General features: G+C 68.4%; 21 protein-coding genes. 9 read left to right on the forward strand and 12 right to left on the reverse strand.

Features of this window, described 5'->3' with window-relative positions; all coding sequences use genetic code 11:
• Window positions 1-2: 2 nt before the first annotated feature.
• Window positions 3-944, reverse strand: a complete 942-nt coding sequence (locus OG921_RS20990) for a cation diffusion facilitator family transporter (protein WP_266114462.1) — start codon at window positions 942-944, stop codon at window positions 3-5.
• A gap of 44 nt (window positions 945-988) precedes the next feature.
• On the opposite strand from OG921_RS20990, the gene OG921_RS20995 reads away from it, so the two are divergent.
• Window positions 989-3,040, forward strand: coding sequence for an ABC transporter ATP-binding protein (locus OG921_RS20995; protein ID WP_266114463.1), 2,052 nt, complete (start codon window positions 989-991; stop codon window positions 3,038-3,040).
• The gene (locus OG921_RS21000; protein WP_266114464.1) at window positions 3,037-3,774 is read left to right on the forward strand and encodes an energy-coupling factor transporter transmembrane protein EcfT; all 738 of its coding nucleotides are present in this window, start codon (window positions 3,037-3,039) and stop codon (window positions 3,772-3,774) included. Before OG921_RS20995 ends, OG921_RS21000 begins: the two co-directional genes overlap by 4 nt.
• Before the next feature lie 4 nt (window positions 3,775-3,778).
• Here OG921_RS21000 and OG921_RS21005 read toward each other — a convergent pair whose 3' ends face one another.
• The gene (locus tag OG921_RS21005; protein ID WP_323182835.1) at window positions 3,779-4,228 is read right to left on the reverse strand and encodes an SRPBCC family protein; all 450 of its coding nucleotides are present in this window, start codon (window positions 4,226-4,228) and stop codon (window positions 3,779-3,781) included.
• A 93-nt stretch (window positions 4,229-4,321) separates the two neighbouring features.
• Between OG921_RS21005 and OG921_RS21010 the strand changes: the two genes are divergently transcribed.
• Together OG921_RS21010 and OG921_RS21015 are read left to right on the forward strand one after the other, a co-directional pair.
• Window positions 4,322-5,557: a TetR/AcrR family transcriptional regulator gene (locus OG921_RS21010; RefSeq protein WP_266114465.1), complete on the forward strand. Its 1,236-nt coding sequence runs from the start codon at window positions 4,322-4,324 to the stop codon at window positions 5,555-5,557.
• Window positions 5,554-7,116, forward strand: coding sequence for an acetyl-CoA acetyltransferase (locus OG921_RS21015; protein WP_266114466.1), 1,563 nt, complete (start codon window positions 5,554-5,556; stop codon window positions 7,114-7,116). Before OG921_RS21010 ends, OG921_RS21015 begins: the two co-directional genes overlap by 4 nt.
• On the opposite strand, the gene OG921_RS21020 is transcribed toward OG921_RS21015, so the two are convergent.
• Window positions 7,113-9,377, reverse strand: coding sequence for an ATP-dependent DNA ligase (locus OG921_RS21020; RefSeq protein ID WP_266114467.1), 2,265 nt, complete (start codon window positions 9,375-9,377; stop codon window positions 7,113-7,115). The two genes, OG921_RS21015 and OG921_RS21020, sit on opposite strands and share 4 nt — an antisense overlap.
• Before the next feature lie 45 nt (window positions 9,378-9,422).
• Here OG921_RS21020 and OG921_RS21025 point away from each other — a divergent pair, with 45 nt between their 5' ends.
• The gene (locus tag OG921_RS21025) at window positions 9,423-10,328 is read left to right on the forward strand and encodes a transporter substrate-binding domain-containing protein (protein WP_266114468.1); all 906 of its coding nucleotides are present in this window, start codon (window positions 9,423-9,425) and stop codon (window positions 10,326-10,328) included.
• Here OG921_RS21025 and OG921_RS21030 read toward each other — a convergent pair whose 3' ends face one another.
• The 7 genes from OG921_RS21030 to OG921_RS21060 all read right to left on the reverse strand — a co-directional run bounded on the left by OG921_RS21030 (window position 10,329) and on the right by OG921_RS21060 (window position 15,714).
• Window positions 10,329-11,906, reverse strand: coding sequence for a VWA domain-containing protein (locus OG921_RS21030; protein ID WP_266114469.1), 1,578 nt, complete (start codon window positions 11,904-11,906; stop codon window positions 10,329-10,331).
• A 7-nt stretch (window positions 11,907-11,913) separates the two neighbouring features.
• Window positions 11,914-12,354 (reverse strand): SRPBCC family protein, encoded by a 441-nt coding sequence (locus tag OG921_RS21035; protein ID WP_266114470.1) that lies wholly within the window; start codon window positions 12,352-12,354, stop codon window positions 11,914-11,916.
• 9 nt (window positions 12,355-12,363) lie between these two features.
• Window positions 12,364-12,741 carry an MmcQ/YjbR family DNA-binding protein gene (locus OG921_RS21040; RefSeq protein WP_266114471.1) on the reverse strand — a complete coding sequence of 126 codons (378 nt, stop codon included), beginning with the start codon at window positions 12,739-12,741 and terminating at the stop codon, window positions 12,364-12,366.
• Window positions 12,738-12,923 carry an antitoxin gene (locus OG921_RS21045; protein ID WP_266114472.1) on the reverse strand — a complete coding sequence of 62 codons (186 nt, stop codon included), beginning with the start codon at window positions 12,921-12,923 and terminating at the stop codon, window positions 12,738-12,740. The genes OG921_RS21040 and OG921_RS21045 overlap by 4 nt, the downstream gene beginning before the upstream one ends.
• A 46-nt stretch (window positions 12,924-12,969) precedes the next feature.
• A complete protein-coding gene (locus OG921_RS21050; RefSeq protein WP_323182836.1) occupies window positions 12,970-13,977 on the reverse strand; it encodes an MBL fold metallo-hydrolase in 1,008 nt (335 codons plus the stop codon).
• Between the two features lie 45 nt (window positions 13,978-14,022).
• The gene (locus OG921_RS21055) at window positions 14,023-14,751 is read right to left on the reverse strand and encodes an enoyl-CoA hydratase (RefSeq protein WP_266114473.1); all 729 of its coding nucleotides are present in this window, start codon (window positions 14,749-14,751) and stop codon (window positions 14,023-14,025) included.
• A gap of 120 nt (window positions 14,752-14,871) precedes the next feature.
• Window positions 14,872-15,714: an aldo/keto reductase gene (locus tag OG921_RS21060; protein ID WP_266114474.1), complete on the reverse strand. Its 843-nt coding sequence runs from the start codon at window positions 15,712-15,714 to the stop codon at window positions 14,872-14,874.
• Window positions 15,715-15,802: 88 nt separating this feature from the next.
• Between OG921_RS21060 and OG921_RS21065 the strand changes: the two genes are divergently transcribed.
• From OG921_RS21065 to OG921_RS21075, 3 genes are read left to right on the forward strand one after another with little or no spacing between them, the layout of a single operon-like run.
• Complete coding sequence (locus OG921_RS21065) at window positions 15,803-16,117, forward strand: helix-turn-helix transcriptional regulator (RefSeq protein ID WP_266114475.1); 315 nt, start codon at window positions 15,803-15,805, stop codon at window positions 16,115-16,117.
• The gene (locus OG921_RS21070) at window positions 16,114-16,671 is read left to right on the forward strand and encodes a hypothetical protein (protein ID WP_266114476.1); all 558 of its coding nucleotides are present in this window, start codon (window positions 16,114-16,116) and stop codon (window positions 16,669-16,671) included. Before OG921_RS21065 ends, OG921_RS21070 begins: the two co-directional genes overlap by 4 nt.
• Window positions 16,672-16,715: 44 nt before the next feature.
• Complete coding sequence (locus OG921_RS21075; RefSeq protein WP_266114477.1) at window positions 16,716-17,273, forward strand: hypothetical protein; 558 nt, start codon at window positions 16,716-16,718, stop codon at window positions 17,271-17,273.
• A 9-nt stretch (window positions 17,274-17,282) separates the two neighbouring features.
• Here OG921_RS21075 and OG921_RS21080 read toward each other — a convergent pair whose 3' ends face one another.
• Complete coding sequence (locus OG921_RS21080; protein ID WP_266114478.1) at window positions 17,283-17,783, reverse strand: hemerythrin domain-containing protein; 501 nt, start codon at window positions 17,781-17,783, stop codon at window positions 17,283-17,285.
• A 108-nt stretch (window positions 17,784-17,891) separates the two neighbouring features.
• On the opposite strand from OG921_RS21080, the gene OG921_RS21085 reads away from it, so the two are divergent.
• Window positions 17,892-19,004, forward strand: a complete 1,113-nt coding sequence (locus OG921_RS21085) for a YbdK family carboxylate-amine ligase (RefSeq protein ID WP_266114479.1) — start codon at window positions 17,892-17,894, stop codon at window positions 19,002-19,004.
• Here the strand turns inward: OG921_RS21085 and OG921_RS21090 are convergent.
• Window positions 19,001-20,566 carry an alpha/beta hydrolase gene (locus OG921_RS21090; RefSeq protein ID WP_266114480.1) on the reverse strand — a complete coding sequence of 522 codons (1,566 nt, stop codon included), beginning with the start codon at window positions 20,564-20,566 and terminating at the stop codon, window positions 19,001-19,003. The genes OG921_RS21085 and OG921_RS21090 overlap by 4 nt on opposite strands.
• Between the last annotated feature and the right edge of the window lie 6 nt (window positions 20,567-20,572).

A 20,572-nucleotide genomic window follows, 5' to 3' on the forward strand; every position in this document is an offset into this window, starting at 1 on the left:
GTTCACCAGGACAGTTCGTTGCACCGCATCGCCGAGTCGGGATTCTCGATCTGCAAGGTGGCGTGGGTGATCTCGAATTCGTGCGCAAGAACTTCCTGCGCGGACCGCAGCACGCCGTCCTGGCTCACGCCGGGCGACACGGTGAGGTGGGCGGAGGCGACCTCCATACCCGAGGTCAGCGTCCAGACATGCAGATCGTGCACGTCCGCCACCCCGGGCAGTTCCTGCAGCCGGTGCGAGACGCTTTCGACGTCGACGGCTTCCGGGCTGTGCTGGAACAGGATTCGCAGCGATCGCCGGCCGAGCACGAACGCCCGCGGCAGTACCCACAGGCCGATCGCGACACCCATGATCGGGTCGGCGTAGTTCCAACCGGTGCCGATCGTGATCGCGGCGGAGATGAGCACACCCACCGACCCGACGAGATCGGCGAGCACCTCGAGGTAGGCGCCCTGCACGTTGATGCTCTCCTGGGCGCCGGCGCGGAGCAGCAGGAACGCGACGAGGTTCGCGGCGATACCGGCGACGCCGATGATCAGCACCGGCCAGCCGGGCACGTCCGGCGGGTCGGAGAACCGCTGCACCGCCTCGAAGAGCACGTAACCGGCGACCACGAACAGCAGCACGGCGTTGAGCAGCGCGGCGAACACCTCGGCGCGGTAGTAGCCGAATGTCCGGGTGTGCGTCGGCGGACTGCGCTTGGCGAGCAGCACCGCGCCGAGCGCCATCGCGAGCGCCACCACGTCGGTCAGCGTGTGCGCCGCATCGGAGAGCAGCGCGAGCGAGGAGGTCGCGGCCGCGACGCCGAACTCGGCCAGCATGAATACCAGCCCGATCGCGAAGGCCAGTGCGAGGCTGCGCAGATGCCGGCCCGATGCGCTGTGCGCGGCACGGGCGTGCGAGTGATCGTGACCCACAGACGTAACATATGCGCGGCTGCGCATGAATGCAATATCTTCCCGTCCGAGCCTGCTGGCACACTGGTCGGGTGAGAACGAAGGCAGCGAACGAAGCGCCGGACGGAGCCGCGATCAGCGGTCCGCTGCGCCCGCTCGAGCTCGCCACCGGAGCGGTGCTCGGCGCCGTGTCGGTGACGCTCGCCGTGATCGCCTCCCTGGTACCGTTCGCCGCCGCACTGAACCTGCTCGCCGCCGTCCCGATGGGGATGGTCGCGCAACGGCATCGCCTGCGCGCCTTGATCGCCGCTACGTTCGCCGCCGTCGCGGTCGCCTTCGTGGCCGGCGGGCTGAGTTCCGCGCTCACCTTGGTCTCCTGCGCTGTGCTTGGCGGCATCGTCGGCCAGGTCAAACGGCGTGGGCGCGGCATGGCGATGCTGCTCGGCTGGTCGATGGTCGCCGCTGCGGGGTCCGCGCTCTTCGCGATCGCGACGCTGCTGATTTTCGCCAATACGCGCACGCTTTTCCTCGACACCATCCGCGACACCATGCGCGGGTTGTCCAACCTGGCCGGCAGGCAGCCGGCGCTGCAACCGCTGGCCGATTTCTTCGCCGGTCTCGCCGACGCGATCATCGCCTGGTGGTGGCTCTGGGTCGGGGGCTCGGTGGCGTTCGGCGTCGTGACCGGCGCGATCATCGCGTGGTTCGTGCTCGGCGCCGTTCTCGACCGGCTCGCGTGGCTGCCCGGAACGGACCGGCTCGACGCCCCCGACGACGTCCGCCCGGTGGACCCGCTGCCCGTGCGCCTGGACGCGGTGTCGTTCCGCTATCCCGGCGCGAAATCGGACGCGCTGAGCGGAATAGACCTGAGCGTCGACATTGGCGAGTTCGTCGCGGTCGTCGGCCACAACGGCAGCGGAAAGTCCACGCTCACCCGGATCCTCGCCGGCCGCCCGCCCACCTCGGGCACGGTGACCCGGCCCGGCGCGGCGGGGCTCGGCCGGTTCGGCGGCACAGCGGTGGTGCTGCAGCGTCCGGAGACACAGACCCTCGGCGTACTCGTCGCCGACGACGTGGTGTGGGGTCTGCCGCCCGGTGCCGAGGTCGATATCGACGGTCTGCTGCGCGAGGTGGGACTGGACGGTCTCGGTGATCGGGAAACCGGATCGCTGTCCGGTGGACAGATGCAGCGACTCGCCGTCGCGGCGGCATTGGCCCGGCGGCCGAGCCTGCTCATCGCCGACGAGGCGACCGCGATGGTCGATCCCGCCGGCCGCACGGAACTCGTCGCGCTGCTCGCGAGCCTGCCCGCCCGGCACCGGATGGCGGTCGTGCTGGTCACCCACCAGGAGTCCGAGGCTGCCGCCGCCGACCGGGTCATCCACCTGGCCGGGGGCGCGATGGTGGAGCGGCTGCCCGACTGGTCGCCGGCCCGGGCGCTGCCGCTTCCGGCGACCCCCGCGTTCGCACACCGGCCGCTGCTGCGCCTCGACGATGTGGCGCACACCTACCTTGCGCGCACGCCGTGGGCGACCGAAGCGCTGCACGGTGTCGACCTCACCGTCGCGCGCGGCGAAGGCGTACTCATCGTCGGCGGAAACGGCTCGGGCAAGTCAACGCTCGCGTGGGTGATCGCCGGTCTGATCGCGCCGACCTCGGGTCGGTGCGAACTCGACGGCAAACCGACCACCGATCAGGTCGGCCGGGTCGCGCTTGCGTTCCAGCACGCGCGATTGCAGTTGCAGCGACGCACGGTGAGCGCCGAAATCGAGTCCTGGGGCGGCCCGGGCACCGGATCGGCCGGTGTCGGTCGCGCGCTCGATGCGGTCGGCCTCGACCGGATGATGGCGGGCCGGTCGATCGACGAGCTCAGCGGCGGACAGGCCAGGCGGGTGGTCCTCGCCGGCATCCTGGTGAGCCATCCGAAGCTCGTCGTGCTGGACGAACCGCTGGCCGGTCTCGACCCGGACGGCCGTCGCGGCATCGTGGAACTGCTCGTCTCGCTTCGGCGTTCCGGTCTCACGCTGGTCGTCATCTCGCACGACGTCGAGGAACTGTCGGCGGTGTGCAACCGTACGGTCCGGCTCGACGCGGGCCGCATCGTCACTGCGGCATCGGATTCGCTGGCCGGGGGTGTGCGATGAGCACCGTCGTCCTTCGTCGCGTTCCCGGCAACAGCGCCGTTCACCGGCTGTGGGCCGGCACGAAGATGCTCGCGGTCGTCGCGATCAGTGTGCTGCTGATGTTCGTCCCGTCCTGGCCGGTGCTCGGCGTCGTCACCGTGTTCCTGCTCGCTGTCGCGCTCATCGCACGCGTTCCGCCGACCGCGGTGCCGCGACCGCCGTGGTGGTTCTGGGGGCTCATGGTGCTCGGCGGGCTGATCAACGCCCCGATCGGCACGACCGCGGTGCTGCGCTACGTGCAGATCGCGGTGTTCGGCCTCGTGCTGCTCGGCGCATCGTTCGTGATCGCGTGGACGACCGCGCTCAACGAGATCGCCCCCGCGGTCGCCACGTTGTGCGCCCCGTTGCGCAAGCTGCGGCTGCCGGTGGACGAGTGGGCCGTTGCGATCGCGCTGAGCTTGCGCAGTCTGCCGCTGCTGATGGAGGAGATGCGGGTGCTGCGGGCGGGCCGCCGGCTCCGACCGAAAGGCGGATCACCGCACAACCCCCGCGACAACGGACTGATCGACATCATCACCGCCGTCATGTCCATCGCGACCCGGCGGGCGGGCGAGCTCGCCGAGGCGATCACCGCACGCGGCGGCACCGGGCAGCTCACCGCCTACCCGGCCGGCCCGGGTCGCGCCGACGCGGTCGCGGCACTGATCGTGGCGGCGTCGGGAGCGCTGGCGATCGCGCTGCACATCATGCTGTAGGGCGCTACTTCGCGCCGCCCAGCTCCTTGCCCGCCGTCCGGAGCACGCCACGAAACCCCACCGCCACAGCAGCGCCGAGCGCGCGGCTCGCCAGGCCGGTCAGGATCGGTGCGGTGGATTCGAACCGGGACACCCAGGTGACCGTGGTGCCGCCGTTCTCGGCGTGAAAGGACATCGATCCGCTCTCGTGCCGCATCGGCGGGAACGACGTGAGCACGCGGTAGCGCATCAGCACCGGGCGGTCGAGTTCTACGATCCGTTCGGTCAGTTTCATCCCCGCGGTGACCACCTCGCGCACCGCACCCGGCCCCTGCGGTGGCGGTGTTCCCGGCCGCAGGACGCGGGCAGCGAAGACGCCGGGAACGCGGCGGTAGTTGTCCGAATTCGTCATCCATTCGAAGACGTCTTCGATCGGCGCGGCGATCGTCTTCACTACTCTGACCTCGTACATCATGCCCCCCGGCCACTGTCTCGCATGCCAGGAATGTTAATCGGTGTTCGCAGGCCGAGGAAGAATAATGCAACCTGTTCCATTAGCATGTCGAACATGCCCTCCGGCCAACCGCGCAGTTCTGGTGACCAGGTCGTCGCCGACAATCCCGTCAAGCGGCGCCCGAAGAACCGCAAGTCGACCATCGCCAGCGTCGCTGCCGAGCAATTCGGCGCGCTCGGTTATCACGCCGTGAGCATGGAAGACATCGCCGCGAAGGTGGACGTGTCCGCCGCCGCGCTCTACCGCCACTATCCGAGCAAGTACGCCCTCTTCCGCGAGGCGGTGCTCGCGCTCGGGGCCAAGCTGCGCGAGTCCGCCGTGCTGCCCGACGAGGCCACCGACTGGTCTCCGGAGGCGCGCATCGACTGGTTGTTGCAGTCGATCGCTACGATGACGATCAACAACCGACAGTCGGGTGCGCTGTACCGCTGGGAGGGGCGTTACCTCCATTCCGCGGATCAACGCCTGCTGTTCGAGCAGGCCAGCGTCATCCACTTTGCGCTCGCCGAGTGCCTGGCCGAGCTCCGTCCCGCCCTCGACCCCACCGACCGGGCAATGCTGGTCGCCGCGAACCTCGCGATCCTCGGCAGCATCACCGATCACCATGCGACACTGCCGCCGAAGGCGATCCAGCAGCTGCTCGGCGAGACCTGCTGGACCGTACTGCGGTGCGATCTGCCCAGTGCGACAGGCGAACCGGCGAGAACGGAACCGGCCACCGAGATTCCCGACACGTTCAAACACGAACTGCTGCTCGAACAGGCGATCCTGCTGTTCCACGAGCGCGGCTACCACGAGGTCGGGATCGATGACATCGCCGCGGCGGCGGGCCTTCCGCCGTCGGGCGTGTACCGGTACTACCGCAGCAAGGCCGATCTGCTCGCCGCTGCGTTCCGTCGTGCCGCCGACCGGGTGTCGGCGGCGATCCCGGTGGCGGTCGCGCAGTCGCCGAACTCGCGCGAGGCCCTCACTCGGCTCGTCGAGAAGTACGTCGCAGGCGCCTTCGCGGAGAAGGAGCTGACCTTCGTCTACTACGCGGAGATCGGCAATGTGCCGCCACACGAACGCAGCATGCTGCGCAACATCCAGCGGCTCAACGTCGAGGAGTGGGCCCGTCTGCTCACCGAATCTCGGCCCGAATTGTCTTCGCGCCAAGCGCGTTTCCTGGTTCACGCCGCACTCGGCCTGGTCGTCGACCTCGGCCGTATGCTGCATTTCGACAAGAGTCCCGCTTCGGAGGGACGCGTGCAGTATCTGATGCTGCGCGTTCTTTTCGGTGCGGAAGAATGATCGATCCACGCACCCCCGTCGTCATCGGCGTCGGGCAGTTTTCCGAGCGCTACGACGATGAGGACTACCGGGCACTGTCCGCGGTCGAACTCGCGGCCCATGCCGCCCGCGCGGCAATCGCGAACACCGGCGCAGACCCGGCCGCCGTCACCGCCCGGGTGCACACCGTCGCCGGCGTGCGCCAGTTCGAGATGTCGGTGCCGGGAATGCCTGTGCCGCTCGGCAGATCGGACAACTTCCCGCGCTCGGTTGCCGACCGCGTGGGCGCCACGCCGGTCAACGCCGCCCTGGAAGTGACCGGCGGGCAGTCCCCGCAAAAGCTGGTGAACGAATTCGCCGCGGCCATCGCGGCGGGTGCGACCGATGCCGTGCTGCTGTTCGGTGCCGAGGCGATCTCCACCGCGCGCCATCTCGCGGGCCGTCCGGACGCGCCGGACTTCACCGAAGTACGCGGTGGGCAACTCGACGATCGCGGCTACGGCCTCGAGGGCCTCGTCACCAAATACATGGTGATCCACGGACTCGTCAGTCCGGCGAGCCAGTACGGACTGTTCGAGAACGCCCGCCGGGACCGGTTGGGCATGCGCCGCGAGACCTACGCCCGGAGCATGGGTGAGCTTTTCGCGCCGTTCACCAAGGTCGCCTCGGCCAATCCGCACTCGGCCTCTTCGGCGGTTTACGGTGCCGACGAACTCGCGACCGTGACCGATCGCAACCGCATGATTGCCGACCCCTACCCGCGGTTGCTCATGGCCCGGGACCAGGTGAACCAGGGCGCGGCAGTGCTGCTCACGTCCGTCGGTGCGGCAACCGAACTCGGTGTGCCGCAGGATCGTTGGGTGTTTCTGCACGGCCACGCCGACCTGCGTGAGCACGACATCATGGACCGCCCGGATCTCGGTGCGAGCCCCGCGACCGTCGCCGCCGCGCAGCATGCGCTCGACGTGGCCGGTATCGGCACCGACGACCTCGGGGTCCTCGACCTCTACAGCTGCTTCCCGATCGCGGTTTCCACCGTGGCCGACGGCCTCGGCCTCACCGCCGACGACCCGCGCGGACTCACCGCCACCGGCGGACTGCCGTATTTCGGCGGCGCGGGCAACAACTACTCGATGCACGCGATCGCCGAGGTCGTGGCGCGGTTGCGCGAAATGCCCGGCAGCTTCGGCTTCGTCGGCGCGAACGGCGGCATGCTCAGCAAGTATTCGGCGGGCGTGTACTCGACCACGCCCGCACCCTGGCGGCCGGACCGCAGCACCGAACTGCAGGCCGAACTCGACGGCGCCCCCACGGTCGCAACCACCGAGCAGCCCGACGGCGAGGGCACGATCGAGACGTACACGATCCGGCACGACCGCGACAAGCTGACCGCGATCGTGGTCGGCCGCCTGCCCGACGGCAGCCGGTTCCTCGCCAAAAACGACGACGGCGACACCGAACTGATCGAGTTGCTTGCGACCGATGTTCCGTTCGGTCACAAGGTGTTCGTGCGCCCGGGCGAGTGGGGCAACACGGTCACGTTGCGCCCCCAACCGTGCCCCGGTTCACAGCATAGCTAGCCTTCCCGTCGCACCTCGTCGGGCTTCTTGTCGTCCCGCAGACCGCGCCAGGCCGGGTGCCGCAGCCGGTCGCTGCCGGTCCACTCCCCGAAGCGGACCTCGCCGACGAGTTCGGGTGCCACCCAGACGGCGTCGCGACGCTCCGCGGCCGGCAGCGCGGTCGCGAAGGGGCTGTCGTCGCGTGCGAGCGGCTTCAATTGCTCGGCAAGGGATTCCAGCGTCCGCTCGGTGAAGCCGGTGCCCACCTTGCCGACGTAGTGCAGCGCGCCGTCGGCGTCGGGGACGCCGAGCAGTAGCGACCCGATACGCCCGCTGCGTCCCCCCTGGCCGCGCTTCCACCCGCCGATCACCACCTCCTGAGTGCGCCAGTTCTTCGCCTTCACCCACGAATGTCCGCGCTTGCCAACCAAGTACACCGATTCACGCCGCTTTGCGACCACGCCCTCCCAGCCCTGCTCTCGGCTCTGCGCGAGCGCTTCGGCCCCGGAGCCGTCGAGCAGCGGTGGCACCTGCATCGACGGGACAATTTCGGCAAGTGCCTCGAGCACCTTGCGGCGGTCCTCGAACTTCTTGCGCAGCAGCGATGTTCCGTCGAGGTGCAGGATGTCGAAGACCAGGAACTCCGCGTTCTTCCCGTCCACCTGAAGTTTGCCGAAATCGGGTATGCCGCGCTCGTCGAAGACCACCACCTCGCCGTCGAGCACCACGCGATGATCGGCAAGTTCGGTTGCCAGCTGCTGCAACCCGGGATAGCGATCGGTGACGACATTGCCGGCGCGGCTGCGCAGTTTCAGCTCGCCGCGATCGATCTCGGCGATCAGTCGGTAGCCGTCCCATTTCGCCTCGAAGCACCACTGTTGTTCGCCCAGCCCGTCGACCGTGCCCGTCGTCGCAAGCATGGGCGCAAGTCCACGTGGAAGCGCTGTGCCGCTATCGGTTTCGGAGTCGGACTTCATCCGGTGCATGAGCCAGTTCTTGCCGCCGGTGCGGATCAGCGCGAACCGGCCCTGCACCTGCTGACCGTGCAGCCGGATGATCACCTCGTCGTCGCGCCATTTCTCGGTCTCGTAGGTGCCGGTGTCCCAGATCGTCATCACCCCGCCGCCGTACTGCCCCTTGGGGATTGTCGCGGAGAAATCCAGGTACTCGATCGGATGGTCCTCGGTGTGCACGGCCAGGCGGTTTTCGGCGGGCGTTTCCGGAACGCCCTTCGGCACCGCCCAGCAGGCCAGCACGCCGTCGCGTTCCAGGCGCACGTCCCAGTGCAGCCGACGGGCGTGATGCTCGTGGATGACGAAGGCGTTGCCTTCGCTCGGTTTCGGCGCCGCCGCGGGCACCGGTTCCGGAGTCAGCTCGGGGTTGCGCATCGACCGATACCTGGCGAGCTTGTCCGCGCCGGACGGGTCGAGGTCGTGCAGCAGGTCGCCGTAGCGTCGGAACCGATCGAGCACCTCGTCGAACCGCAGGTGCCGCAACTCCGCCGGATTCTCCAGCTCCGCCCAGGTGCGCGGCGCGGCGGCGGTCGGCTCGGCGCGCCCGCGCATCGAGTACGGCGCGATGGTCGTCTTCGCCGGGTTGTTCTGGCTCCAGTCCAGGAACACCTTGCCGCGCCTGGCGACCTTCGCCATCGTCGCCGTAACCAAATCGGGATGGAGCTTCTCCAGATTGTCGGCCACCTGCCGGGCAACCTTGGATGCCCCGCCCGGGCTCAGCGCACGATCGAGCGGCACGTAGACGTGAATCCCCTTGCTGCCGCTCGTCACCGGAAAAGCGACCAGATCGATCTCGCCGACCATGTCGCGGACCGCGACCGCGACCTGCGCGCACTCCGCCAGGGTGATCCCCTCGCCGGGATCGAGGTCGAACACGAGGCGGGTCGCAGGCCCGACGTCGCCGTCGGCGTCGAAGCGCCATTGCGGGACGTGAATCTCGAGCGAGGCCTGCTGACCGAGCCAGGCCAGTCCGGCGACGGTATCGAACACCGGGTAGTTGATTGTGCGCGAGCGATGCTCGATCCCACGACGCTCGATCCAGTCCGGTGCGTGGTCGGCGAGGTTCTTCTCGAAGAAGGGTGTCGACTCGATTCCGTTCGGCCAGCGCTTGCGCGTCACCGGTCGCCCGGCGATGTGCGGGATCATCGCCGGCGCGATTGCGACGTAGTAGTCGATAACCGCCTGCTTCGTCGTCCCGGTGGCCGGATACAGCACCTTGTCCAGGTTGCTCAGCTCCACCTGGATGTCACCGAACATTCGGGACGGCATGGCGCAAACCTTGCCGCACAGCGCACCCACGGGCAAGATGGGCGAATGTCCAGCCCCGCGGGCGATGTACGCCCACTTCTCGCCGTAGCAACCGGCGCCGTGTTGCTACTGAGCGGATGCGGGTCTGCGTCGGAAGCGGCGGGCGACGGCACTTCGGCTCCGGTCGCACCGGCGGGGATGTCGAGCGCGTCCGCGCCGGGCTGCGGACCGGACAGCGGCAAGACGATCAATCCGGGCGTCCTGACGATCGCCACCGATACGCCGGCCTACGCGCCGTGGTTCGTCAACAATGATCCGGCCAATGGCCAAGGTTTCGAAGGAGCCGTCGCAGAGGCGGTCTGGGAGCGACTCGGCTACTCGAAGGACAGGACCACCTTCGTCTCGGTCGCCTTCAACGACGCGCTGACCGCCGGCCCGAAACCATTCGACTTCGACATCAACCAGTTCACCATCCTCGATTCCCGGCGCCCCAACGTCGACTTCTCCGCGCCCTACTACGCGGTGACCCAGGCGGTCGTGGCGATGGCCGGAAACCGGGCCGCGCACGCGCAGACCCTTGCCGAACTCCGCGGCCTGCGCCTTGGCGCCATGGCGGGCAGCAGCAGCCTGGCTGCGATCGAGTCGACGTTGCATCCAGCGACGCCACCCGCACAGTTCGCGTCCAACGACGACGCGAAGCTCGCGTTGACCGAGGGCCGAATCGACGCCATGATCGTGGACTACCCCACCGGCGTCCAGATCTCCGAAAAACAGATTCCGGACAGCGTGCTCGTGGGTCAGTTCCCTCGGCTGGCCGGCACCGACGAGGCCTTCGGCGTGCTGCTGCCCAAGAACAGCCCACTCACGCCGTGCGTCTCGGCCGCGGTGGAACAGCTGTATTCCGACGGCACGCTAGATCGCCTCGCCGAGCGATGGCTATGCTCCGCGCCCGGTGTGCGCGTGCTCGCCTGATCAGTTCCGTCGCGCGCGCAACGCGTTGGTGAACACCGCTGGAATCTCCGCCGGATCCCGGGCGACGTAGCTACTGCCCCCGGTTGCGTCCGCAATCTGTTGCAGCACATCGGCATCCGCATTCTCAGTGATCCCAATCGTCACGACCGCGATCGGCCGGGCCGGATCCCGCTCGGCGCGAAGGGTGTCGAGCAGCTTCTGCAAAGTGATGCTGCGCTTGTCGTCGTTCGCGCCGTCGGTGAGCATGATGACGCTGTTCACCGCGGCCGGGTCGTAGTTCTCCCGCACCCGGCGCACTGCCGCAAGCGTGGTGTCGTACAGCCCGGTGCCGCCGCCGACGAGGGCGGCCAGATTCTCGTTCGCGCGCAACAGCCGGTCCCGCTGATCGACACCATCGGTCGTGTCGGTGAGCGGCCGAATCGGGACGAGCTCGGTCCAGTCCTGGCCGCGGCCACCTTTGTCGGTGGCGAATGCCCAGTAACCGACCGCGGAGTTGTCCGGAAACATGCGCAGTCCCGCTTCGGCCGCCTCGACCGTCAGGTCGAGCCGGGTGCCCGACCCGGCGGCGTAGCGCATCGAACCGGAAACGTCGACGACGGTGAGCGCGCGGATCGGGCGCGCGGCGAGCGCGTACTGCTGCAGCGCGTCGTCGACGAGGCGGCGATCGCTGACCCAGAGCTTGGACACCGTGCCCGTACCGCGACCACCGTCGAGCGGGTCTCCTGCCGACGAACGCAGTCCGCGAACCGACAGCTGCAGCCGGCCCTCGTTGTCGGCAAACGCGGCGGCGAGGCGTTCGCCGGCCTTGCGCGCCGCGTCGTGGCGTTGCTCATCGGGTTCGGTGACGACGAGCGGAAAGTCGAGCAGGGCGCTGCCCGAGCGTGGCATTGTGCCGACGAGGTCGCTGCCCTGGGCTTGCGCTGCCACCAACTCCTGCTCGGTGACCACGGTCGCGCCGCCGGAGCGGACCACCTCGGCGAGCCGGTCCGGCGCGGTGGGCGACGTCGTCCGCGCGGTCGATGCCTGCGCGAGCGGAAGGAGGGCGTCGGCCAACTCGCCGGCCTTGCTACGCCCCTTCTCCACCTCGGCCACCGCGGCGGAGATTGCGGCAGAGGCGCCCGGATCGGCGAGCGGGTCGGCCATCGTCGTTCCGGGCGCGCCCAGCCCGGCGATCCAGGTGTCGGGATCGCCTGCATCGGCGGGCCGGGTGGCGATGACCACGGGCGTGGCGGCGACCGATTCGGCGACCGTCTCGACCGGCACGGTGGTCGTCCGGCGCGCCTCCAGCATCCATCTGGTCGAGGCCGGAATCCACAGCGCCGCAGCGGTCTCCGGATTCGCCAGCGCGGCAGGCGCAGCCGACGAGGGGGTGGCGGTGACCGTGATGTGCGCGCAACCAAGGCGCTCGGCGGAGACGTTGTCGACCAACGCGATCACCGCGGGCGCGATACTCGGATCCGCGATCAGCGGGTACTCGGTGATCCCCGTACACCGGTCGGACAGGACCTTGCCGACCCCGAGCACCGCAAGCCCGCCGACGAGCACGGTGACAGCGGCGAGCACGACTCCGCGGAACACGCCGCGCTCACGGCCGATCGGAGTAGCGCGCGACGAAGGTCTGCATCGACTTCTCCACGTCCCCCTTGACCGCCTTCGCCACACCCGCACCGATCGGCCCGAACAGCGCACGGCCACCGAGTTCGATCGCGACCGTGACGGCGGACCCGGAGTCCTGCGGACTCACCCGCAGGTCGAGCCCGATCTTCGTGCCGCCCTTGCCTTCACCGGACAGCGCCAGCCGATGCGGGCGGTCGGCTTCGGTGACGGTCCAGGTCACCCGGTTGCGCATGCCCTTGACCCGCGCGATCCCGACCAGCCGGGTGCCCTTGGTCAACTCGGCCGGTACCTCGCTGCGCCACGTCTCGTGCAGGGAGAGCCAGGAGCCGAGATCGGACAGATCGGAGACACTTGCCCATGCCTGCTCGGGCGCGATCGGGACATATCCGGAGACGTTCAGTTTCGCCACTCGCGCATGCTATCCGCCGGCGGCATCCAACCGTGCGACGAGCGTGCGGGGCGCGACGGTGCGGTAGGCATCCTCGATGATCTCGGCAATGTCATCCCAGTCCGGTTCGGCGTCCAGCCACACCCCGAGCCAGCCACGGGTGCCGACATAGGGCGGCACGAAGTAGCGCGTGGGATCTCGGGACAGCCAGCCGTCCTGGGCGCCGTCGGGTGCGGCGACCCAGAGCGCGAGCCGGTCGTCGTGATGATGGTCGGCCATCGTCGCGAATTGCGGTGACCGCCGGACGAACCAGGCGGCCTCGCCATGGCTGACCCGCTCGGTGGCCTCGGGCAACGCCAGACACAGCGCGCGAACCCGGTCGGTGACGGCCGGGTTGCTCGACCTCACTCGTTGATGGCCTTCTTGGCCGCGTCCTTGGCCTTGCCGACCTTGTCGGAGTACTTGCCCTTGGTCTGCTTGTCGACCGTGTCGCCGACCTTGTCGATCGTGGAATCGATCTGATCCTTGTGTTCCGCGGCCGCCTTCTTGCCCTTGTCCAGCAGACCCTTGAGCTGGTCGAACACCGTCATCGCTCCTCCTTCGCTTCGCCGTAACCAGCACCAGCCTAGGCCCGATTCACCCGATTCCGTCCCACCAGGGCTGCGCATGCGCGGGGTCGAAAAGCGCAGCGGGGTCCGACAAGTCGACCCGCTCACCGGGGCGCGGGACCGCGATCGGGGTGCCTGCCGCCGCGGCCGCCGCCACCAACCGGCGCACCGGCTCGTCCCAGGCGTGCAACGCGAGGTTGAACGTGGCCCAATGGATCGGCATCAGCACGCCGTGGGCCGGATCACCGAGGTTGAGGTCGGCATGCGCGGCGACGGCCTCCTCCGGGTCCATGTGGATATCGCGCCAGTGCCGGTCGTATGCGCCGATCGGCAGCACCGTCGCGTCGAACGGCCCATGCCGGCCCGCGATCTCGGCGAAGCATTTGCTGTAGCCGGTGTCACCCCCGAAGTAGACGCTGTGGTCCGGACCGGCGATCACCCAGGACGCCCACAGCGTGTTGTTACGAACCAGCGCACGCCCCGAAAAATGCCGCGCCTCGGCGCAGGTGACGGTAAGCGCACCGATGGAAGTGCCTTTCTCCCAATCGAGTTCAACGATTCGATCGTCGGCGATCCCCCAGCCGCGCAGGTGCGCGGCGACCCCGAGCGGCACCAGGAAAGGCATGTGCCGGGTGCGGGCGAGCGCGCGAATGGTCGCCTTGTCGAGATGGTCGTAGTGGTCGTGCGAGATCACCACCGCGTCCACCGGCGGCAGCGCGTCGAGCGGGACCGGCACCGGGTGCAGTCGCGCCGGGCCGACCAGCGAAGACGGGGATACGCGATTGCTCCACACCGGATCGACCAGGACCCGATGGCCGTCCACCTCGATCATCGCGCTCGCATGCCCGTACCAGGTCAACGCGATATCGGCGACCTGTTCCGGAACAGGCGAGGCCGCCAGCGGCACGGGCCGGCTCGGCCGGCCGCGACGCATACCGGTGAGCGCGTCGCGCAACACGGACGGTCCGGGAACGATGGGCCCGCCCGGCTCGGTGTTGCTGAACCGGTGTGCGGGCGACAACTTGGCGAGATCCACGCTGTCCAAGGTAGCGCCCAGCGTGGATTGCGCTGTGTGAACCGATCAGCGACCCGTAAAACGCGGCGCCCGCTTCTCCTCGCGCGCGGTCCGGCCCTCCTGAGCGTCGTCGCTGCGCCACGCGCGGTGCAGCGCGGTCCGCAGCTCGTCGCTCTCCGGCTGGGTGCTGCCGTCGTCGTTGAACGCAAGCTTGAGGTACTGCAGGGTCAACGGCGCGAGCCCGGCGATGGTCTTCGCCCACTGCTTGGCATCGGCGGGCGTCCCGATCTTGTTCGCGAGCCCGCGCGTAAACGCCTCCTCCGCCGCGATCGGCTCGACCCCGATCAGCATGGACCGGGCCGGCCCCGAGCCGATCAACGACGACAATCGGTGCACCGTCCACCGATCCACGCTGATGCCCAGCTTCGCGGCCGGGATCGCGAAAGACGCCTCCGGTGCGACCACCCGCAGGTCCGACGCGATCGCAAGCTGTGTGCCCGCGCCGAATGCCGGGCCATTGACCGCCGCGATCACCGGAACGGGGATCGAGTCGATGGTGTGCAGCATCGCGAGCAGTCCGCCGCTGAAGTCCTCGGAGTACACCTCGTTCAGGTCCGCGCCCGCGCAGAACACCGTGCCCTGCCCGGTGAGCACGATGGCCCTGGCATCGGTCGCAACCGCGTCGAGCAGCGCCTGTTGCAGCGCGGCACACAACTGAAGGTTCAGCGCGTTGCGCCGCTCCGGTCGCTGCAGTTCGATCGTGACCACGTCGTCGTCCCGGCTGATTCCGATCATCGGCTCCTCCACAAATCGGCTCCTCCACCCACCTTGGACGTTGCGGCGCTTCGAGCAAAGCACAGCCCGGCGGGAGGGGTGCGACGAGCACACCGAGGTCGGTTGCCGAAAGCGCCGAACTCAGCTGCCGAACGTATCCGGGTCCGGTCCGGTGCGGGTGCCGTCGTCGAGGGCGCTGATCAGGGCCATCTGTTCGGGGGTGAGCTGGAAGTCGAACACCTCGAGGTTCGAGCGGATACGGTCCGGCGTCACCGATTTGGGGATCACCACGTTGCCGAGTTGGATGTGCCAGCGGACGATGACCTGCGCCGGCGAATGGTCGAGCTCCTCGGCGATCGCGCCGATGGTCGGGTCGTCGAGGACGAGGCCGGAACCGAGCGGGCTCCACGCCTCGGTGGCGATGCCGTGCTTGGTGTGGAAGGCACGCATGTCGGTCTGGATCAGCCGCGGATGCAGTTCGATCTGGTTGATCGCGGGCACCTCACCGCAGGCGTCGATGAGCTTGTCGAGGGTGGGCGCGGTGAAGTTGGAAACGCCGATCGAGCCGACCCGGCCGTCGGCCTTCAGCTGCTGGAACGCCTTGAAGGTGTCGATGTATTTGCCCAGGCCGACGGCCTGCCAGTGAATGAGATACAGATCGAGATAGTCGAGACCGAGCCGGTCCATACTGGCGTCGAAGGCGCGCAGCGCGGAGTCGTAGCCCTGATCGTCGTTCCACAGCTTGGTTGTCACGAAGATCTCGTCGCGCGGCACACCCGACTCGCGCACCGCCCGGCCCACCGCGCGCTCGTTGCGGTACGCGGCCGCCGTGTCGATGCTGCGGTAGCCGGCGTCGAGCGCGGCGCGGACGGCGTCGTAGGCCTGGTCGTCGGGGACCTGCCATACGCCGAGGCCGATCGCCGGAATACGGTGCCCGTCGTTGAGCGCGAGGGTGGGAACAGCGCTCGTTGCTGTGAATGCCATGCAGGTAGCCAACCACCATGGGCTGCAGTTTCATGCCGAGAGTAATGAATCGTTGACATTCTGTTGGGTTTTTACAACAATTGGATAGGTGAGTCCAGTTAGGCGCGGGGAAAAACTTCCCATTCACAATCGGATCGGACTGCTGCGCACCGACCGCGGGATGACCAGGGCCCAGCTCGCCGCCCTCATCGAGGTGAACACGCAGACTGTCGGCGCGCTCGAACGCGGCGACCACTATCCGAGCCTGGACCTGGCCATGCGGATCTGTGCGGTGTTCGGCCTCCCGGTGGAGGCGGTGTTCTCCCGGACGAAATTCGCCCCAATCGCCGAATCGCTGCATCCCCGGTACGGCGCGGGCAGGACCGACGGACTCACCCGAGCCGAAGGAGGAGACGGACGATGACTTCCGCATCGCCACAAGCGAATCCGATCGAACGCTATCAGGCCTATCGCACCCGCCGCTTCCTCTCGATGGAGGAAAAATGGTCGACCATGCTGCCCGGCTGGCGAACTCGCCGTCGACGCCGGATGCTGGTGACCGGACTGGCGATCACGTTCGTGTTCATGTTCGCGGTCGGGGTGGTCTGCGCGTTCGGCGTCGAGAGGGCGCCGCTGCTGTGGCTGCCCGCATGCCTGGCGTTCTTCCCGTTGTGGACCGGGTTGCAGATAGTGATCGGCCGCCAGGGCGACGCGCCCGTCGCCACGCTCGACGAATGGGAAGTGGCCCAGCGCAACGCCGCTCGCTCCGTCGGGCTGGCCGTCACCCAATGGCTGGTCATGATTCCGGTGCTCTATCTGATCGTCGGTGCCGTGATCACCGGCGGCACCGATGAGTCCATGGCCTACGCCGGCGGGCTGATGACACTGACCACGCTGCTCATCGGCGGCTGCACGCCGGGCATGATCCTGGGCTGGACCAGGCTCGACCCCGAACCGGAAGACAAGGCCGTCGATTGACCTCCGCGCCCTGACCGCTCGCCCTGATCGGAAGGTAACTCACGATGACCACGAGACCGTCGAGGGCCGGCCGGTACGAGCGCTACCGCGCCGGCCGCGTCGCCAGATACGCCGCCCAGATCGAACGGCGGGCACATTCGTTGCCCAAGTGGCGAACTCGGCGGCGTCGGCGAATCCTGGTGGGCACCAACGCCGCGGCGATCGTGCTGTTGGTCATCCTCGGTATCGTGGCGTGCTTCGTATCGTACTCCGAGTGGACGGCGCTACTTGTCACCTACCCGCTCATCATGAGCGCCCTCATCGACGGTCGGTTGGGGATCGTCACAGACCGTCTGGCCGACGCTCCCGCCGAGCTGCTCGACGAATTCGAGCTTGCGCAGCGCGATTCAGCGCGCAGCCTGGGTCTGCAAGTCCTGCAGTGGGGCTTCTTTATCCCAGGATTCTTCGTCTTATACACCCAGCTCGTCGGGGGCGACACCAGTCGATCGTTTACCTACGGGGGATGGATTCTGATGCTCGCTGTCTTCTCGCTCGGTACGACCCTCCCGACCATGATTCTCGGCTGGGCGCTTCCCGACTCCGAACCCGAACCGGAGCAATAAGCGGTCCGCTCAGGAGACGACCGCGTCGATCACCTTCTTCAGCGCGGACGGCTGGGCGGGTGATCGCGGCGCCTTCTCCTTCAGATCGATCATCCTTTGGCCGATTTCCTGTAATTGCTTGCGGCCCAGTGCCTCCCGCACGTCGGGGAACCACTCCTCCTCTTCCTCCTCGATGTGGTGCTCGACGTTCTCGATGAGCACCGTCGTCTTCGCGTCGAAACGCTCGTCGCCCGCCTTCATCGCCACGAGCTCCATGACCAACAGGTCCGCGACATGGTGCTCCTCGTAGGACTCGAGGATGTCGTCCTCGACGTCGGGAACCAGTTTGCGGACCTCCGGGTACATGCATTCGTTCTCGAGGTAGGTGTGCACGGTGAGCAGCTCGATGATCTTGTCCACGATGCGCTGCTTCTCGACATTGGCATCGTCGCCGGCGTTGCGGAACTGCCGGAACAGCTTGCGGATTTCCTTGTGGTCGTCCTTGAGAAGGACAATGGCATCGGTCGACATGTACTTCACCTTTTCGACTCTGGGGGCTGTGGCGGATAGGTTCCCCGCACCCGCGCACTCGAAACCGGCTCGCGTTTTCGCAGCAGGCGGCGCGGGCACCCCGCGACCATGACCGCGCCGGGCCCGACGGTCGGCATCGAGGAAGAGTTTCTGCTCGCCGACTCGAGCGGACGCCCGCTGCCGCGCGCCCAAACACTGCTGGCCTGCATCGCACCGCTTTCCGCCGCCGAGGTGAAACCGGAACTGCAGCCGGTGCAGGTGGAGGCCGCCACGCCGCCGCGCGCCACGCTCGCCGAACTGTCCGACGATCTCGCGGCCGCCCGAGCGGCGCTGGCGACGGCGGGCGCCGAATGCGGGCTGTGCATATTGCCGATCGGATCGCCACTGCACCGACGTGCCGATGACGGCGCCCGGCCCCGCAGCGGCCGGCATGCCCTGGTGCTGGAGCGCTACGCCGGCGTGGTGCGCGACTACGACGCCTGCGGGCTGCACGTTCATGTCGGCGTGCCCGACCGCGACATCGCCGTCGCCGTGTCGAACCATCTGCGCCCATGGTTGCCGACTTTGCTTGCATTGAGCGCCAATTCGCCGTTCCACGACGGCGCCGACTCCGGTTACGCGAGCTGGCGCGCGGTCGAGCAATCGCGCTTCCCCGGCTGGGGGCTGCCACCGTGGTTCGGGTCCGCGCACGAGTTCGACGAGCAGACCGGCCGGTTGGTGGCCTGTGGTGTCCTGGTCGATGAGCGGCAGACGTTCTGGTTGGCCCGCCCCTCCCCACGCTTTCCGACCATCGAGGTACGCGCAGCGGACGTCGGATTGGACGTCGACCATGCGCTGCTACAGGCGGCGCTCACCCGTGGGCTGGTTGGCGCGGCGCTGCGCGACCTCGCGGCAGGCAGGGAAGGCCCCCGTTTCGACGCCCAGATCGGCAGCGCAGCGGTGTGGTGCGCTGCCCGCCATGGTGTGGCAGGTCCGGCAGTCGATCCGGTCGCCGGGATACCCGTGCCGATCACGGCGCGTGTCGCCGCCCTCCTCGACCGCGTCGCCGACGACCTCGACGAGAGCGGTGACCGCAGCCTGGTCACCGCGCTGACGGCCCGCGTCGTTGCGGGAAAGACCGGTGCGGCGCTGCAGCGCCGCACCGGTCTACCGCGCATTACTGCGCAATTCGCGCTCGGATCGCGGTCGGTCGTCGGTGATCCTGCAGTCGGACGTCGCTAGGCCGCGTCCGGTCCGCAGGTCAGCCCGGGCGCGGGTGCCGTGCCCTCGATCAGGTAGGCATCGACCGCTTCGTCGACGCACGCCGAGGTGCCGCCGGCGACCACGGTGTGTTGAGTGCCCTCGAAGGTGACCAGCGAGCCGTGCAGTTCATCGGCGAGCGCGACACCCGCTTCATGCGGCGTGGCCGGATCGCCCGTGGTCGATACGACCACGACATTCGGCAGTCCGGGCGCGTCGACGGCGTGTGCCGGTGGCGCAGAGACCGGCGCGGGCCAGAACGCGCAGATGCCCTGTGCAGCCCTGCCCGTGCCGAAGCCGTCGTCGAGGAACGGCGCCACCGCGCGGCTCTCGGTGTCGGCACGGCCGAGCACGACCGGGTCGGTCACGCGCGGGTCGTCGACGCAACGGACCGCGATCTGCGCGTCGGTCTGGTTGCCGTAGGTGCCCGACGCGCTCCGGTCGGAGTACAGATCCGCGAGCGCGAGCAGCGTGTCACCGCGTCCCTGCGCCAGTTCCTCCAAACCGGCGGCAAGAGTAGGCCATGCGCCCGGAGAGTACAGTGCCGCAATGGTTCCCGTGGTGGCGTCGTTGTACCCGAGTCCACGCGGATCGGTGGTCGGCACGGGAGTGGCGATGAGTGGACGAACCAACGCCTGATAGCGCTCGTCGGCCGCGGCGGGATCGGTCCCGAGCGGGCATTCGGTGTATTGGGTGCACTCGGCCACGAACGCGTCGAACGCCTTTTGGAAACCGGCCGACTGCGCGATTGCCTGCTCGATGTAGTCCTGGTTCGGGTCGAGTGCACCGTCGAGAACCATCGCCCGGACGCGGGTCGGGAAGGTCTCGGCGTACGTGCTGCCGATCCGGGTGCCGTAGGAGTACCCGAGGTAGTTCATCTTCTCTTCGCCGAGCGCGGCGCGGATGATGTCCATGTCCCGGACGACCTCGTAGGTGCCCACATGCTTCAGGAATTCGGCTCCGGTGCGGTCGGCGCATCGCGCGGCGAGTTCCCTACTTTCCTGTTCGGCGGCCGCGATGCCCGCCGGCGACTTGTCCACGTCGACATCCGCTCGCTCGGCATCCCACTCCGCCCCGGTCAGGCAGCGGATCGACGGGGTCGAGGCACCGATGCCGCGCGGGTCGAACCCGATCACGTCGAAGCGTTCCCCGATCGCACTATCCGCGCCGATGCCGGCCATGATCAGCCCGGACCCACCCGGTCCGCCCGGATTCACCAGCAGCGAACCAACTTTGGCGCCGGTCGCACGTACCCGCGACACCGCGATGGACGCGGTCGGGCCGTCCGCATTGGCATAGTCGACGGGAACGGTCACCCGTGTGCACTCGAAAGCGCGCGTGTAATCGCCGTCCGGGACGCCCATGTCGGCGCACGAGCCCCAGATGAGCGGCTGATGCGCGAAGCGGTCGAGCGGGTCGGGTCGGGCGGTGCCGGTCGTGTCCGAACCGCAGGCGGCAGCGCTGCCCACGATGAGCACGAGCGCGGCCCCGCCGAGCAGGGCGCGGCCAACGGCTCTACCGCCGCGGGAGTTTGGTATGTACATGGGAGC

Origin of the sequence: Aldersonia sp. NBC_00410 (assembly GCF_026342035.1) — a bacterium.
Lineage (GTDB): Bacteria > Actinomycetota > Actinomycetes > Mycobacteriales > Mycobacteriaceae > Aldersonia.